Source organism: Roseovarius ramblicola, from assembly GCF_042430665.1.
Lineage (GTDB): Bacteria > Pseudomonadota > Alphaproteobacteria > Rhodobacterales > Rhodobacteraceae > Roseovarius > Roseovarius ramblicola.
In genome coordinates, this window is sequence record NZ_JBHMEC010000001.1 from 36,192 (window position 1) to 51,831 (window position 15,640).

15 protein-coding genes are annotated in these 15,640 nt (G+C 69.4%); 10 read left to right on the top strand and 5 right to left on the bottom strand.

The genetic code is table 11. The features are described from left to right. Positions 1-9 precede the first annotated feature (9 nt). From ACFFU4_RS00175 to ribA, 3 genes are all read right to left on the bottom strand, one after another. Entirely contained in the window at positions 10-3,444 is a 3,435-nt protein-coding gene (locus ACFFU4_RS00175) for an AAA family ATPase (RefSeq protein WP_377065812.1), read from the bottom strand. After that, the gene (locus ACFFU4_RS00180) at positions 3,444-4,679 is read right to left on the bottom strand and encodes a metallophosphoesterase family protein (protein ID WP_377065814.1); all 1,236 of its coding nucleotides are present in this window, start codon (positions 4,677-4,679) and stop codon (positions 3,444-3,446) included. The genes ACFFU4_RS00175 and ACFFU4_RS00180 overlap by 1 nt, the downstream gene beginning before the upstream one ends. Before the next feature lie 115 nt (positions 4,680-4,794). Next, positions 4,795-5,886, bottom strand: a complete 1,092-nt coding sequence (gene ribA / locus ACFFU4_RS00185; RefSeq protein WP_377065816.1) for a GTP cyclohydrolase II — start codon at positions 5,884-5,886, stop codon at positions 4,795-4,797. 157 nt (positions 5,887-6,043) lie between these two features. On the opposite strand from ribA, the gene ACFFU4_RS00190 reads away from it, so the two are divergent. Next, positions 6,044-6,730: a response regulator transcription factor gene (locus tag ACFFU4_RS00190; RefSeq protein WP_377065818.1), complete on the top strand. Its 687-nt coding sequence runs from the start codon at positions 6,044-6,046 to the stop codon at positions 6,728-6,730. Positions 6,731-6,893: 163 nt separating this feature from the next. Here the strand turns inward: ACFFU4_RS00190 and speB are convergent, their stop codons facing one another. Then, a complete protein-coding gene (speB, locus tag ACFFU4_RS00195) occupies positions 6,894-7,853 on the bottom strand; it encodes an agmatinase (RefSeq protein WP_377065820.1) in 960 nt (319 codons plus the stop codon). Between the two features lie 161 nt (positions 7,854-8,014). On the opposite strand from speB, the gene ACFFU4_RS00200 reads away from it, so the two are divergent. From ACFFU4_RS00200 to ACFFU4_RS00220, 5 genes are read left to right on the top strand one after another with little or no spacing between them, the layout of a single operon-like run. Further along, positions 8,015-8,803, top strand: a complete 789-nt coding sequence (locus ACFFU4_RS00200) for an exodeoxyribonuclease III (protein WP_377065822.1) — start codon at positions 8,015-8,017, stop codon at positions 8,801-8,803. A gap of 53 nt (positions 8,804-8,856) precedes the next feature. Then, a complete protein-coding gene (locus tag ACFFU4_RS00205) occupies positions 8,857-9,786 on the top strand; it encodes a tetratricopeptide repeat protein (RefSeq protein WP_377065824.1) in 930 nt (309 codons plus the stop codon). Between the two features lie 27 nt (positions 9,787-9,813). Next, positions 9,814-10,461 carry an LON peptidase substrate-binding domain-containing protein gene (locus ACFFU4_RS00210; protein WP_377065826.1) on the top strand — a complete coding sequence of 216 codons (648 nt, stop codon included), beginning with the start codon at positions 9,814-9,816 and terminating at the stop codon, positions 10,459-10,461. After that, entirely contained in the window at positions 10,458-10,682 is a 225-nt protein-coding gene (locus ACFFU4_RS00215; protein ID WP_377065828.1) for a Trm112 family protein, read from the top strand. The genes ACFFU4_RS00210 and ACFFU4_RS00215 overlap by 4 nt, the downstream gene beginning before the upstream one ends. A gap of 11 nt (positions 10,683-10,693) precedes the next feature. Further along, complete coding sequence (locus tag ACFFU4_RS00220; protein ID WP_377065830.1) at positions 10,694-11,050, top strand: hypothetical protein; 357 nt, start codon at positions 10,694-10,696, stop codon at positions 11,048-11,050. Here ACFFU4_RS00220 and ACFFU4_RS00225 read toward each other — a convergent pair. Continuing rightward, positions 11,047-12,273, bottom strand: coding sequence for a cytochrome b/b6 domain-containing protein (locus ACFFU4_RS00225; RefSeq protein WP_377065832.1), 1,227 nt, complete (start codon positions 12,271-12,273; stop codon positions 11,047-11,049). The two genes, ACFFU4_RS00220 and ACFFU4_RS00225, sit on opposite strands and share 4 nt — an antisense overlap. A gap of 164 nt (positions 12,274-12,437) precedes the next feature. Here ACFFU4_RS00225 and fabD point away from each other — a divergent pair, with 164 nt between their 5' ends. The 4 genes from fabD (at position 12,438) to ACFFU4_RS00245 (ending at position 15,618) form a co-directional block, all read left to right on the top strand. Then, the gene (gene fabD / locus ACFFU4_RS00230) at positions 12,438-13,376 is read left to right on the top strand and encodes an ACP S-malonyltransferase (protein ID WP_377065834.1); all 939 of its coding nucleotides are present in this window, start codon (positions 12,438-12,440) and stop codon (positions 13,374-13,376) included. A gap of 29 nt (positions 13,377-13,405) precedes the next feature. Beyond that, a complete protein-coding gene (gene fabG, locus ACFFU4_RS00235) occupies positions 13,406-14,143 on the top strand; it encodes a 3-oxoacyl-[acyl-carrier-protein] reductase (protein ID WP_377065836.1) in 738 nt (245 codons plus the stop codon). 239 nt (positions 14,144-14,382) lie between these two features. Then, positions 14,383-14,616 carry an acyl carrier protein gene (locus ACFFU4_RS00240; protein ID WP_377065838.1) on the top strand — a complete coding sequence of 78 codons (234 nt, stop codon included), beginning with the start codon at positions 14,383-14,385 and terminating at the stop codon, positions 14,614-14,616. A gap of 258 nt (positions 14,617-14,874) precedes the next feature. Then, positions 14,875-15,618, top strand: coding sequence for a 1-(5-phosphoribosyl)-5-[(5-phosphoribosylamino)methylideneamino] imidazole-4-carboxamide isomerase (locus ACFFU4_RS00245; protein ID WP_377065840.1), 744 nt, complete (start codon positions 14,875-14,877; stop codon positions 15,616-15,618). Positions 15,619-15,640: the final 22 nt, after the last annotated feature.

Consider the following 15,640-nt stretch of genomic DNA (forward strand, 5'->3'; position numbering starts at 1 on the left):
CGCGCGCGTTCAAATCTCGTGCACCATGGGCGGCGTTTCGCAGATCCTTTGCGCGATATCGACCACGTGGCGGTGGTGGGTCAGGTAGATGGCCTGGCCGCGTTGCCCGATGCGCTCCATGACGCGACAGGCGGCGCTGGTGCGGTCCTCGTCGAAGGTCTCGAAAATGTCGTCGCAAAAGAACGGCAGGCTGGGGCCATGATCCAGAAGCTGCCCGTGCGCGGCGGCACGCAGGGCGAGGTAGAGCTGAAACCGCGTCCCCTTGGACATCTCGGCGACACGCTTGGCAGTGCCGGAAGAGTCGACGGCCAGCAGGGTTTCCCCGGCCCCGTCGGGCTGGGTCGTCAGTCGTTCATAGGCACCTTGCGTCAGCGCGGCAAAGCAGTGCTCGGTCGCGGCCATCATGCCGCTGCGATGGGTGTCGCGGTAGCGCCGGATCGCCGTCTCGGCCAGCCGGTGGCCCAGCGACAGCTCCAGGTGCTTCATTGCCGCCTCTCGCAGCTCCAGCTCCAGCGTGGCGCGGCGCTCGGTCAGGGTGGCGATATCGGTGTCGCCGGTTACCCGCGCCAACGCCTGACGGGCGGTCACGCGGGCCTCGGTCGCGTCGGTCAGGGCCTGCTCGGATCGCGCCAGATCGGCCTTGCATGCCTCGGCCCCGGCATCCAGAGCGACCCGGCTTGCGCCCTCCAGCCGGGCGCGGGCGGTGGTCAGATCCCCGGTGCCCAGTTCCGACGTGATCTGGCGGATCAGCGTGGCCTGCCTGTCGCGGTCGGCGATCACCTCGGCGGCACGGCGCGCAGTGATACGCAGCGCGTCGAGCGTTTCGACACCTGCCTCCTCGGGAAAGGCGCGGCCCAGTGTCTTGACCGTCCCGGCGATTTCGGTCAGCCGCCTATCGGCCTGCGACCGCGCCTCTTGCGCCGCCGCGATGCGGGTGTCGATGTCTTGCGCCTGCGCAGCCGCGCCGCGGGCGGTCTCGGACGCCGTGCGCAGCGCGGCGAATGTGTCGGCCGGTGTGTCATCGGGGGCGTGGCCATGCGCCCGGGCCAGCGCCGCGACCTTCCCGGCAAAGAGCGCCTGGTCGCGCGTCATCGTGGTCACGCGCTGGGCGGCCTCGGCGCGCTTTTCCTCCTGCGCGGCAAGGCTGCGCAGTGGGTCGAGCGCGGCCAGCACGGTGTCGGGGGCGACGACATCGCCGAGGCTGTCGGTGACAAGGGTTCGCCATGCCCGTGCGGTGTCTTCGGCCTCTTGCTGGCAGGTGTCGCGCTTCTCTGTTCGCGAGGCAAGGTCGGTCTCGGCCAGCCGCAGCGTCTCGCGCGCCGTTTCGATCCCCCGGCGCACCGCCTGTTCGGAGTCCGCCAGGCGGCGTGCCGCGCTGACGGCGCTGGCGATGTCGGGGGCGGCAAGGTCCAGATGCGGGGTCAGAGCGTCGAGCAGCGCCTGCGCGCGGGCCAGTGTCCGAGCGTGCGTTTCCCGTACCTGCGCGGCGGTGCGGGCGGCGTCCTGCGCAGTGCCGTGGCGCGTCACCCAGTCGCGCCAGTCGGCGGGCGTTATCGGGCCGGGCAGCCCCACGGTCCCGGCGGCGGTGGTCACCTCGGCTTCGATCGCCTCCTGCGCAGCCCGATGCTCGGTCAGCCGCGCCTCGGCCTGATCGGCGCGGGCCCGGGCCTCGGCCCTGGCTTGCGCGATCTGGCGCAACTGGCCCAGTTCGCTGGCGTGGCTGATGCGGGCCTCCTGCGCGGTATCAAACGCCTGCATCGCGGCGGCAAACTCCTGCGCGGTGGCCGGGATCAGCGCCGCCACATGTGCCTGCCAGAGGCCGTCCCGCGCGGCACGCAGGGCGGATGCGGCATCGTCGGGGACAAGCTGCCCGTCGCGGCACAATTCATCCATCTGCGCCTGCCGCGCCGCGATATCCTCGCGGTGCCGGGCGCGGGTCGCGATTTCCTGATCGATCTTCTGGCGCAGCGTGTCGTGCGCCTCGGCCCGGTCGCGGGCGCGCGCGGCGGTCATCGGGCAATCGGGCAGTGCGTCGAACCGGACGCCGCCCACGGCCAGCGTATCCAGCGCCGCGCGCGCCGCCTGTTCGGCGCTGCTGATCGCCTGCGTCGCGGTGGCATGCGCCTGCATCAGCGTGTCGGCCTCGTGGCGGGCGAGGATCGCGCCGATATCGGCCTCTGACGGGGCATGCGCGGCGAGCCGGTCCAGATCGGCCCGCGCGCGGGTGCGCCGTTCGGTCAGCCCGGCGACTTCCCGGGCCTCGGCCTCGGCCGTGGCGCGGGCGCTGCGCAGCCGGTCGCGCGCCCCTTCCAGTGCCGCGAGCTGCGCGGGCGTCGGCACGAGGCTCCGCGGGTCGCAATCCCCGGGTGCGCCGAGGTCGCGGGCGGCGCGGGCCATGACCTCTTCGGCCTCGCGCATCTGGTCGCGGCGGCGCGGCAGGTCCAGCGCGCCGGCCCGGTCGCGTGCGCGCAGATCCTCCAGCGAGTCCAACTCGTCGGCCAGCGCGACAAGGGTGGGCGACAGGGCAAGGCCGTCGCGCTGTGCCGTCAGGTCCTCGATCTCGGCGGTCAGGCGCTCGATATCTCCTTGCGCGCGGGTCTGGTCGGTCTTGAGCGTGACCAGCGTTTCGGGTTCGAAATCCAGCCGCTCCGGATACCCGGCAAAGGGGGCAAGCCGCGCCTCCAGCGCATCCAGATCGGCCAGCAGCGGCAGCGCGCGGCGTCTCGCGGACAGGTCGGCGGCGCGCGCGTGCAGGGCATCGCGCGCCGTGCGCGCCTCTGCCTCGACGGCTTGCGCCTCGGCCCATGCCTTTTTCAGCCCGCGCCATGCGCTGGCGGTGACATCGCGCTCGCGGATGGTCTTGTCCACCTCGGCCAGGTCGCGCTTCAACGCGGCGATGCGGGTCTTGCTGGCGCGTTTGCGCCAGAGCGCATCGGCCTCTGCGCGTACACTGTCGAGCACCGTGCTCAGATCGGCCACCCCGGCGGCGGCGGAAAACAGCAGCCGCCCGATCTCGCCACGCGCCTGCGCGATCTCTTCGCCGCCGCGTTCGATCGTGTCGTCGTCAAGGCACAGCAGGTTGCGGTAATCCTCTTCACTCAAGCCGCCCAGATGCGCGGCCAGGGCGGTTTCGGGCAGGGCCGTGCCGGAGGCATCCACAAGATCGCCGCTGCGCCGGGGCAGACGGGTGAAGGCGCGCGTCGCGCCGTCGATCTCCACCTCGCCAGAGACCTGCAGGTTCGCGCGCTGGTGCTTGAAGGCATAAGGTTCGCGATGCGGAAAGCCGTAGAACAGCCGCAGCGCCGCCTCCATCGTGGTGGTCTTGCCGGCCTCGTTGGGACCGTAGACGATATGGAAATCCGGGCGCGCGCCCGCCTCCCCGAAATCGAGGGCCTGGCCGGTGAAATGGCCAAACCGGTCCAGCGAAAGCCTGCGTAGCCGCATCAGCCCTCGGCCCCCTTCATCCGCGCCAGCACCCGGCGCGCGCCGGTGGCGGCAAGGCTGTCGGTCAGCGCCCCGGCCGCATCCGCATCGGGCAGGAGCGTGGCGCGCACCGATTGCGGCAGATCGCCGATCACCTCCTCGATCTCGGCCTGTGCGGCGGCGCCGAAACCGGGCTCCGCGCGGATCGCGGCCATGAGCGCGGCCAGTTCGTCCGTGGCGCTGCCCGCGCGTGCGGCATCGCCCGGCGCGTCGATCTCCAGGTGCAGCTTGTCCAGCCACAACCGCCCGGTGTCGCGCGCAAGCGCCGCCACCGCCTCGGCCCAGATGTCTTGATCCCGCAGGATCTGCCAGTGGCGGGGCGGTGTGCCGGTCAGCGTCAGGCGGATGACGCCCGCGTCGCTTGTAAGCGTGTCGGCCACGCCCCGCAGATGATCACGCAGGGCGGCGCGCAGGGCGTCGTCGCTGTCCACGCCCGAGATGTCCAGCGCCGTGGCGGCGAACTCCACCACCGAGGTCGGCACCTCCGTCACCTCGATCCGGCCCGCGTCCACCGTCAGCAGGCTGGCGGATTTCGCCCCCGCCTCGCCGATATCGCGGCCCTGCGGCATGCCGGGCATCACCACCCATGGGGCTTCGGAATGGACCTGCCGCTTGTGCACATGGCCCAGCGCCCAGTAGTCGAAGCCCATGGCAGTCAGATCGGCCAGTGTGCAGGGCGCATAGGTGTCATGTCCCGCCGCACCGGCAAGCGACGTGTGCAGCATGGCGATATTCACCGCCCCCGGCACCGGCGCGGGAAAGCGCGGCAGGAGGCTGTCGGGCGCATGGCGGTCGGCAAAGCTGACCCCGTGGACCCGGATATCGTCGGTCAGTTGCACGCAGCCGCCACGCGCGTCGAAGACATGCACGTTGTCCGGCAGGTCGAGTGCGCCGGTGATCGGGTTCTCGGCGTCGTGATTGCCCTTGATGTAGAATACGGGGATATCGGCGGTGCGCAGCCGGTCAAGCTGCGCGGTCAGGAACGCGGCGGTGCGGGCGCTGCGCGCGCGCCCGTCGAACAGGTCCCCCGAGATCAGCAGCGCCGCCACCCGTTCCGACAGCGCCACATCAACGGTCCGCGTGAACGCGGCCCGCGTCGCGGCCTGCACCGCGTCGCGCAGGCTCTCGTCGCGCAGCGCAAGCGAGCGCAGCGGCGCGTCGAGATGAATGTCGGCGGTGTGCAGGATCTTGATCACGGATGCCCCGGGCCAGGTCAACTCGATCCGACCATGACCCCGGCCAGCCCCCGGAACAACCATAAACTGCGGTCGGTTTTACCTGTCATGACGCGACCCGCCGATGCCCCGCCAGCTACAGCATATGTCCCGATTTCGCCGCCTTGGTGGCGAGGTAGGCGCGGTTGTGGTCGGTCTCGCCCAGCCGCAGGGGGACGCGCTCGGCGACGGCGATGCCGTTCTGCGCCATCATCGCCAGCTTGGCGGGGTTGTTGGTCATCAGCCGCACCGAGGAAAATCCCATCCGCCGCAGCAGGTCCGCACCGATGCGGAAATCGCGCTCGTCATCCTCGAATCCCAGCCGGTGATTGGCCTCGACCGTGTCGAACCCCTGATCCTGCAGGGAATAGGCGCGCATCTTGTTGGCGAGACCGATGCCGCGCCCCTCCTGGTTGAGGTAGAGCAGCACGCCCGCCCCCTCGGCCCCCATCTGCGCCAGCGCGCCGCGCAGTTGGGGACCGCAATCGCATTTCAGACTGCCCAGCAGGTCGCCGGTGAAACAGGCCGAGTGCAGCCGCGCCAGCACAGGTGCGTCGCGCCGGGGCTGACCGATCTCGACGGCGTAATGCTCCTCGCCGCCATCCTCCGGGCGGAATACATGCAGCCGCCCGGCCTCGGAGACCGAGAGCGGCAGGCGCGCGCTCACCACCGGGTGCATCGGGCTGACCTCGAGGAGATGCGGTGCGGCGGCGTCGGCGTCGAGCGCCGTCAGCCCGTGCCGAGCGGCAAAGCCCGCCCCGTCGGGCAGATCGAGCAGAACCGCGGCGGGCAGCAGCCGCGCGGATTTTACCAGCGTGAGCGCAAGCCGGTGCAGGCCCGCGTCGCCGCCGCGATCGCTGATGAGGGGGCCCTTCATCGGCATCTTGAGGTCGTCGGCCGGATCGGCCACCGCCAGCACCCACGACAGCCGCGCGTCCGGCGGCAGCACCACGCGGGCAAGATCGCCGTCATAGGCGCGCGCCTTCAATGTCGCGGCGCGGCGTGCGGTGATCGCCAGCACCGGTGCGCCGCCCAGCGCCTGCACATCGGCAAGCCGCTGCGCGTCGAGCGTCTCGGCCGCCAGCACCAGCGCCGCGCCGCCGGCGCCGCGCAGCACCACGGGCACGCCCATGCGCAGATCGGCGCGCGCGCGCGCGATGGTTTCTGTCAGGTCGGGGGCGAAGCTCATCGGGTTTCTCCGGGAAATCGTGCCTTTCGGTAGCGTATGTTGTAACGAATTGCAAAGAACCGCTCGCGCGGTAACACGTGGCTGTGAAAGCTGTGACGAGTCCCTTGCCGGGCGCGCGGGGCTTGCGCATCTTGGCGGACAGGAAGAGGATCGCATCATGGCCCAAGTCAAGAAGATACTTCTCGTCGATGACGATGACGACCTGCGCGAGGCGCTTGGCGAACAGCTTGTCATGACCGAGGATTTCGACGTGTTCGAGGCCGCCACCGCCGCCGAGGCGATGGCCCGGGCCAAGGACATGATCTATGACCTCATCATCCTCGATGTCGGCCTGCCGGATACCGACGGGCGCGAACTGTGCCGGCTGATGCGCAAGCAGGGGGTGCGTGCGCCGATCCTCATGCTGACCGGGCATGACGGCGACGCCGACACCATCCTCGGCCTCGACGCGGGGGCCAACGATTACGTCACCAAGCCGTTCAAGTTCCCGGTGCTGCTGGCGCGTATCCGGGCGCAGCTTCGCCAGCACGAACAGTCGGAGGACGCGATTTTCCAGCTTGGCCCTTACACGTTCAAGCCGGCGATGAAGATGCTCATCACCGAGGAGGACCGCAAGGTGCGCCTGACCGAGAAGGAAACCAACATCCTGAAATTCCTCTATCGTTCGCCCGAGGGCGTGGTGCCGCGCGATGTGCTGCTGCACGAGGTTTGGGGCTACAATGCCGGGGTGACGACCCACACGCTCGAGACGCATATCTACCGGCTGCGCCAGAAGATCGAGCCCGATCCGGGCAACGTTCGCCTCCTGGTAACCGAGTCCGGCGGATATCGCCTTGTGGTTTAAAGGTCACGGTCGCTTGACTTGGGTCAAAGGCGTATCTGATTATTATGATATATGTGCTAATGTTCACATACGGTAAGACGTGAACCTCCCTGTTGGACTGGCCCCGGCATCGCCCGGGGCCTTTTGTTTTTCAGGATGCCGCGACCGTCTGGCCTTTGCGGCGCTACCGCCCGGCGGCGTGCAGGCACAGCAGGTCGCAGGCGAGCGTCGCCGCCGCGAGCGCGGTGATCTCCGACACGTCATGGGCCGGGGCCACCTCGACCACGTCCATGCCCTCCAGCGCGATTCCCTCCAGTCCGCGCAGGATTTCCTGCGCCTGGAAGGTGCTGAGCCCGCCCACCACCGGCGTGCCGGTGCCCGGTGCGGCCGAAGGGTCGAGCGCGTCGATGTCGAAGGTGAGATAGCAGGGCCGGTTGCCCACGATCCCGCGCACCCGCGCCGCTACCGCCTGCGGGCCGCTCAGGTGCACCTCGCGCGCGTCGATCACGGTGAATCCGAGCGGGTCGGGGTTGTGCGTGCGGATACCCACCTGCACCGAGGTCTCGGGCACCACCAGCCCCTCGCGCACCGCGTGCCACAGCATCGTGCCGTGGTCGATCCGGCCCGGCTCGTCCTCCCAAGTGTCGGAATGCGCGTCGATCTGGATCAGCGAGAGGGGGCCATGCTTTGCGGCATGCGCCTTGAGCAGCGGCCAGGTGATGAAATGATCGCCCCCCAGCGTCAGCAGCGCGGTGTCGGTCGCGAGCACGTCGCGCGCCGCCTGCGCGATGGCCTCGGGCACCTGCGCGGGGTAACCGGGATCGAAGAAGCAATCGCCGCAATCCACCACCGCCAGCCGCTCGAACGGGTCGAAATCCCACGGCCACGGCGCCGACCACGCGATATGGGCGGAGGCCGCGCGCACCGCCCGCGGCCCCAGCCGCGCGCCCGACCGCCCCGATACCGCCAGATCGAAGGGCACGCCCATCACCGCCACGTCTGCCCCTGCCAGGTCGCGGGTGTAGCGGCGGCGCATGAAGCTGAGCGCACCGGCATAGGCGGGCTCGGCGATAGTGCCGCGCGCGCTCTCGCGGGTGAAGGCGAGGTCGCTATCGGTGGGGGTGACGCTGGTGCTGTCGGTCATGTGTGTCCTTTCGGGCGGCGGAGCCTGCGGCAGAGAGTGCCCCGCGTCCCGCGCCATGTAAACCGGGATCGCCCCGTCGCGGGCCGCGCGCCGGAGGGGGTGGACGCCGCGCCCGCGCGCCCGTAGGTCTGCGCCACGCACAACACGAGGACCGACACGCCATGCCCTTCACCCTCGCCACCTGGAACATCAATTCGGTGCGGCTGCGCGCGCCGCTGGTCGCGCGGCTCTTGCGCGAGGAGGGGCCGGACATCCTGTGCCTGCAGGAGTGCAAGAGCCCGGTGGAGAAAATCCCCGGCGAGATATTCGCCAATCTCGGCTATCCCCACATGATCGCGCGCGGCGAGAAGGGCTATAACGGCGTGGCGATCCTGTCACGGCTGCCCATCGAGGAGGCGGGCAGCCTCGATTTCGCGGGGCTGGGCCATGCCCGCCACATCGCAGGGCGGCTGGAGAACGGCGTGACCATCCACAATTTCTACGTCCCCGCAGGCGGCGATGTGCCCGACCGCGCGGTGAACGACAAGTTCGGGCAAAAGCTCGATTACCTCACCGACATGCGCGATTTCTTCGGGCAGGAGCGCCCGCAGAAATCCATCCTGGTGGGCGATCTCAACATCGCCCCGCGCGAGGATGACGTGTGGTCGCACAAGCAGCTATTGAAGGTGGTGAGCCATACGCCGGTGGAGGTCGATCACCTCGGTGCCGCGATGGAGGCCGGCGGCTGGCACGACGTCACCCGCGCCGACATCCCCGAGGGCCAGCTCTACAGCTGGTGGTCCTACCGCGCCCGCGACTGGGACGCCGCCGACAAGGGCCGCCGGCTCGATCACGTCTGGGCCAGCGGCGACATCCGCGAGGCGGGCCATTCCAGCCGCATCCTGCGCGCCGCACGCGGCTGGGAGAAGCCAAGCGATCACGCGCCGGTGTTTGCGACATTTGATCTTTGACAGCGGCGAACGCGCCCTCATATAGGGGGCATTCGGATAGAGGGAGTCTCGACATGCTGGAACTTGGCAAGACCGCGAACGGCCCCGCGGCGGGCGATCTCGTCCGCGACGTCAACGAGGCCGATTTCATGGCCGAGGTGATCGAAGCCAGCCAGAAAGTGCCGGTGATCGTCGATTTCTGGGCGGCGTGGTGCGGCCCGTGCAAGACGCTGGGCCCGGCGCTCGAGGCGGCGGTGACGCGCGCGGGCGGCAAGGTGCGCATGGCCAAGGTGGACGTGGACCGCAACCAGGCCATCGCCGGGCAATTGCGCATCCAGTCGCTGCCCACGGTCTATGCCTTCTGGCAAGGCCAGCCGATCGACGGCTTCCAGGGGGCGCTGCCGCAATCGGAGGTCGATGCCTTCGTGACCCGCGTGATCGAGGCGGCGGGCGGTGCTGCGGACGGCGACGGCGAAGGCGGGCTGGACTCGGCACTCGACGCGGCCGAGGAGATGCTCGAACAGGGCGCGCTCACCGACGCGATGCAGACCTTCGCCGCCGTGGCGCAGGAGGATGACAAGAACGCGCGCGCCTTTGCCGGGATGGCGCGGGTCAAGGTGGCGGCGGGCGATCTGGACCAGGCCGAGGCGATCCTCAACGGCGCGCCCGCCGAGATCGCGTCGTCGCCCGAGATGGAGGGCGTTCACGCGCAGATCGCGCTCGCCCGGCAGGCCGAGCAGACGGGCCCCGTGGCCGATCTGCGCGCCGCCGTCGAGGCCGATCCCGACAACCATCAGGCGCGGTTCGACCTTGCCACCGGGCTCTATGCCGCGGGGCAGGTGCAGGAGGCGGTGGACGAGCTGCTCGAGCTGTTCCGCCGCGACCGCGAGTGGAATGACGGCGCGGCCAAGGCGCAGCTTTTCAAGATATTCGAGGCGCTCAAGCCCAACGATCCGGTCCTGCTCGCCGGGCGGCGCAAGCTCAGCTCGATGATATTTGCCTGAGCCCGCCACCGGGCTAAAGTAAAGGATATGTCAAAACGTTTCGATCTCCCCGAGATCATCCCTGTCTTTCCGCTGCCCGGTGCGCTGCTCTTGCCGCGCGCTCGGCTACCGCTTCACCTGTTCGAGCCGCGCTACCTCGCGATGCTCGAGGATGCGCTCAAGACGCCCGAGCGGCTTATCGGCATGGTGCAGCCCAGCCCCGCGCCGGGCCGCGAGGACTGTACCGGGCTGCACCGGATCGGCTGCGTCGGTCGCGTGACGCAATTTTCCGAGACGGAGGACGGGCGCTACATGATCACGCTGACGGGGCTCTCGCGGTTCCGCGTGACCGGGGAGGTCGAGGGCTTTGCCCCCTACCGGAGGGCGCGGGTGTGCTGGGACAGCTTCGAGCGCGACATGGGTCCGGCGGAGACCGACCCCGGCTTTGACCGGGAGGGGTTCATGAACCTGCTGTCGCGCTATTTCCGCGCGCGGTCGCTCGAGACAGACTGGGAATCGCTCCAGCAGGCGGATGACGAGTTGCTCCTCAACTCGCTGTCGATGCTGCTCGGGTTCGAGCCCGAGGAGAAGCAGGCGCTGCTGGAGGCCCCGTCGCTCGCCACCCGCCGCGAGACAATGGTGACGCTGCTGGAATACGCGCTGCGGGGCGGCGAAGGCGAGGACATCGTGCAATGACCGACCCGACAGTTCCCCCGCGCACCGGCGATGCGCCGGAGACCTCCGGCCCCGCTTTCGACCGGCGGATGCTCGAGGCGCTCCTGTGCCCGCAGACCCACGGGCGGCTCGAGTACGACGCCGAACGGCAGGAGCTTGTCAGCACGTCCGCCGGGCTCGCCTTCCCGATTCGGGGCGGCATTCCCGTCATGCTGATCGACGAGGCGAGGCGGTTGGACTGACCGGGGTTTTCGTGCCCGCGCAGGCGCTCGACCCGGCGCGCCTTGTCGGGTCCTGGGTGTTCACGGTAGATAACGGGCAGGGCGGGTTCCCGATCGAAGTGGATATCGGCGAGGGATTGAGCACGCTGACGGTGGGTCGGATCGGCCGCAGCGAAGGTGACGGCGTGACCGGCGCTGTGCTGCGGGGCAATACGCTGCAAATCGACACTAGGATGCGCGGCTGGTGTCGGCGCGGGTCGGCGGCGACGCTGGAGGTGCGGTTTCGCGACGACGGGCGGTTTCGGCGCGGCGAGTGGAGCGGCACCTGCCGGAGACAGGCTGTCGGGACCATGCCGGTGGCGTCGGGCGAAAAGGTGGGCGGGCGTTAACCCGCGCCGCCCGCGCGCTTCGCCACGAGGCTGAACGATACCTCCACCTCGAAGCCGAGCTGCCCCGGGTCCTGCGCGCCCTCGCCGATGCCGAAATCTCGCCGGTCCACGATTAGCCCCCCCGACGCGCGGGCGGTGTCGCCGTCGATGTCGAGGGTGAAGGGCATCTCCACCGGTACGCTCTGACCCTTGATGGTGAGCGTGCCGCGCGCGACGTGGCCGTCGCCCTCGGCTACGAGATCGGCGGCGAAGGTGGCGGTCGGGTGCGCCTCGACGTTGAAGAAGTCCTTGCCCATCGCCTGTTTGGTCACCGAGCCGAGCGTGAGCGACGGGATTGCCACCACGACCTCGACCGCTCCTTGGCGGCCCTCTGCATCGGCGGCCTCGGCATAGGCGATATCGGCGGTCCAGTCGGCGAAGCGGCCCTTGACCTCCGATCCCATCTGCCGGATCGCGATTTGCAAGCTGCCCTCCTGTACCTGCCAGTCGCTTTCCACGGCGGCGAGCGAGGGAGCGGCGCCGCCGCCGGGTTTCTCGAACCAGCCAAGCGCGCCCGCGCCGCCCACAACGCCGGCCCAGACCGCGAGCGCGGCGACCAGCGGCAGCGTGTGCCCCGGCTGGCGCGCGGTGGGCCGGGCCGGGATATCCCCGGGCAGCATCCGGCGCAGCGTCGCGTCGCCGTCGAGGAGGTGATGCTTGAGCGCGCCCGCGACATGGGCGGCGAGCGCCGCTGCGAGCACCACGATGAACAGAAAGTGCAGCGTGGCCGCGATCTCCGAGACCGCTTCGGATTTGGGCACGAAGGGCAGGTCTTGTCCGAACGGCCACCAGATCGGCGCGAAGCCCGTGGTGGCCGCGTGATGCACCCAGCCTGAAAGAGGCACTGCAACGAGCGAGCCGTAGAGCAGCCAGTGGGCCGTCTCTGCGGCCCATGCCTCGAACGGGCGGTCGCCGTTCAGCAGCCCCGGCTTGGTCTGCGTCAGCGCCCAGAGGATACGCCCCAGCGCCACGAAAAAGACTGTCACGCCGGTGGTCTTGTGGATCGAGAACAGGAGCGCGGCGCGCGCCACTTGTGCCTCGGTGCCGCCTGTCGCGGTGATGTCTTCGGCCATCTGCGCGGCAAACCAGCCCAGCGGCAGGTTGGTAAGGATCAACAGCGCCGTCAGCCAGTGAAAAGACTTGGTGACGGCGCCGTAGGTAGTGGCGGAACTGGCGATCGGCATGGGGCGGTCCTCTTGCGGTTGCGCGCCAATCTAGCGATCGCCGCGCCCCCGTCCATCGCCGCTTGCGCACAGGCGGCGTGCGGCTGGGCACGCGCGGGCTTTGGCGTTGCCACGCGCGGCGCGGCGATGTATCGGGGGGCGATTTTTCACGGGGAGGTGAACAGATGAGCCTGGCATTCGTATTTCCGGGGCAGGGCGCGCAGGTGATCGGCATGGGGCGCGACCTTGCCGATGCGTATCCGGCGGCGCGCGCCGTGTTCGACGAGGTGGACGACGCGCTGGGCGAAAGGCTGTCGGCGCTGGTCTGGGAGGGCGAGCAGGACGCGCTGACGCTGACACAGAACGCGCAACCCGCGCTGATGGCCACCTCGCTCGCCGCCATGCGTGCGCTCGAGGCCGAGGGGGTGACACCCGGTGCCGCCGCCTTCGTCGCCGGGCATTCGCTGGGGGAATATTCCGCGCTCGCCGCCGCGGGCGCGCTGGGCGTGGCCGATTGCGCGCGGCTGTTGCGCATCCGGGGCCGTGCCATGCAGGAGGCGGTGCCGGTCGGCGTCGGCGCGATGGCGGCGCTCCTGGGGCTCGATTTCGATACCGCGCGCGCGGTGGCCGGGGAGGCCGCGCAAGGCGAGGTCTGTCAGGCGGCCAACGACAACGACCCCGGACAGGTGGTGGTCTCGGGCCACAAGGCGGCGGTCGAGCGCGCGGTGGAGATCGCCAAGGCCAGAGGCGCGAAGCGCGCCGTGCTCCTGCCGGTGAGCGCGCCGTTTCACTGCGCGCTGATGCAGCCCGCCGCCGATGCGATGGCCGAGGCGCTGGCCGCGGTCGATATCAAGGCCCCCGCCGTTCCGTTGGTGGCCAATGTGCGCGCGCAGGCGGTCAGCGACCCGGCGGAAATCCGCGCGCTTCTGGTCGAGCAGGTCACCGGCTCTGTGCGCTGGCGCGAATCGGTGCAATTCATGGGTGGCGCGGGCGTGACGGAGATCTGGGAGATCGGCGCCGGCAAGGCGCTCTCGGGCATGGTGCGCCGTGTCGACCGCGCGATCGCCTGCCGTGCCATCGCCACACCCGCCGAGGCGCAGGACGCCGCCGCGTCTCTCGGCTGAACCGCGCATTACATTTTGGAGAAGTCATCATGTTCGATCTGACGGGTAAATCCGCGCTCATCACCGGCGCGTCGGGCGGCATCGGTGCCGCCATTGCACGGGCGCTGCACGGGGCGGGGGCCTCTGTGGCCGTGTCGGGCACGCGCGTGGCCCCGCTTGAGGCGCTGGCCGGGGAACTGGGCAGCCGCGCCCATGTGCTGCCCTGCAACCTCGGCGATGCACAGGCGGTCGAAGCGCTGCCCAAGCAGGCCATCGCCGCCGCGGGCAGCCTCGATATCCTCGTGAACAATGCCGGGATCACCCGCGACCAGCTCTTCATGCGGATGTCGGATGACGACTGGAACGAGGTGCTCAACGTCAACCTCACCTCGGCCATGCGGCTGTGCCGCGCCGCTGTGCGCCCGATGATGAAGGCGCGTTGGGGCCGGATCGTCAATATCGGCTCGGTCGTCGGCACGATCGGCAATCCCGGGCAGGTCAACTATTCCGCCGCCAAGGCAGGGCTCGAGGGCATGACCAAGTCCATCGCTCACGAGGTCGCCACCCGCGGGATCACCGCCAACGTGGTGTCGCCGGGTTTCATCGCCACGCCGATGACCGATAAGCTCACCGAGGAGCAGAAGGCCGCGCTCTTTGCCAAGATCCCTGCCGGGCGGATGGGCACGCCGGATGAGGTGGCGGCCGCCGCGCTCTACCTCGCGAGCCCCGGGGCGGGCTATGTCACCGGTACCGTTCTGCACGTCAATGGCGGACTGGCGATGATCTGAGGCAGGCGATTTTTCGCCTTGGCCGGATGCGGCGAAATCATTTGCCATTGCCCTCACCTGTGCTATAGGCCACGCAGCTTTTCCGGGGGGCTCGCATTCCCCCGGGTGCCTGACCGCATCCCCTTCGGATCGCACCGGCAGGCAGCGCCGCCCGCGACGGGCATCATCGACAGCCAACCCCGTGGGGGCTGGGGCAGACCAAGGGGCGAAGACGCCCGACACAGAATGAGGAACGAGACATGAGCGATATCGCTGACCGCGTGAAGAAGATCGTGGTGGAACATCTGGGCGTCGAGGAAGACAAGGTCGTCGACAAGGCGTCCTTCATCGACGATCTGGGCGCAGACAGTCTCGACACGGTCGAACTGGTGATGGCGTTCGAAGAGGAATTCGGCATCGAGATTCCCGACGATGCGGCCGACACTATCCAGACGGTCGGCGACGCGGTGAAGTTCATCACCGACGCGTCCTGAACCAGGGCCGTTCGCGGCATGCAAGGGGCCCCGCCGGACGGCGGGGCCTGTCGCGTTTCAGGGGGCCGCGATTCCGGCGCCCTGATCCGAGCGGAGCGGCGTCGCCCGGAGTATTTCTGCCAGGGCGAAGCCGCGGGCTACCCGCAGGGCGGGAATCGGTGCTATGATGCCGGTATGAGACCAGCAGCGCAGGGCAGGAGCGGGCATGAAGCCCGCGATCCGGTATGTCTGCCGGTCACGGCTTTGGGGACTTCGGCAATGATCATCTATCCCACTCTGGAAATCCTGGACGGCAAATGCGTCAGCCTCACCCGCGGGCGACTCGACGAGCCTGTCCTGTGGCATGTCGATCCGGTCGAGACAGCACGTCGGTTCGCGCGTGCGGGCGCGGAATGGATGCACCTGACCGACCTGAACGGGCTGAAGGGCGGCGATGCCAACAACGACCTGATTCAGGAGATCATCCGCGCCGCGGGCATTCCCGTGCAGCTTGGCGGCGGGTTTCGCTCGCGCGACGCTGTGACTGGCTGGATCGACCGTGGTGCGGGGCGGATCGTGGTTGGCACGCTGGCGGCGCAGGATCCCGATTGCGTGCGCGAACTGGCCAAATATCATCCCGATCAGATCGTCGTGGCTGTGGACGTGTTCCAGGGTCGGTTGATGACGCATGGCTGGCAGAGCCCGAGCGCGATCGACGCCGGGGATTTCATCGCCGCATTCGACGAGGCACCGCTTGCCGGCATTCTCGTCACCGATATCGACGCCGATATCGAGGACAGCGACGGCAGCCTCGGGGTGATTTCCGGACTGGCCACGCTGACACGGCACCCGGTGATCGCGCGCGGCACCGTGCGCAGCGTCGATGACGTGGCGCGGCTGCGGTACATTCCCAACATCTCCGGCACGCTGATCGGTCGCGCGCTGATGGCGCGCGACATCGACCTCGGCGAGGCGCTGGCGCTGGCACGACCGAGCGCAGAACCGACCGCCGAATTTCTCTGACGCGGCCGGGAGTCGCGCGGGC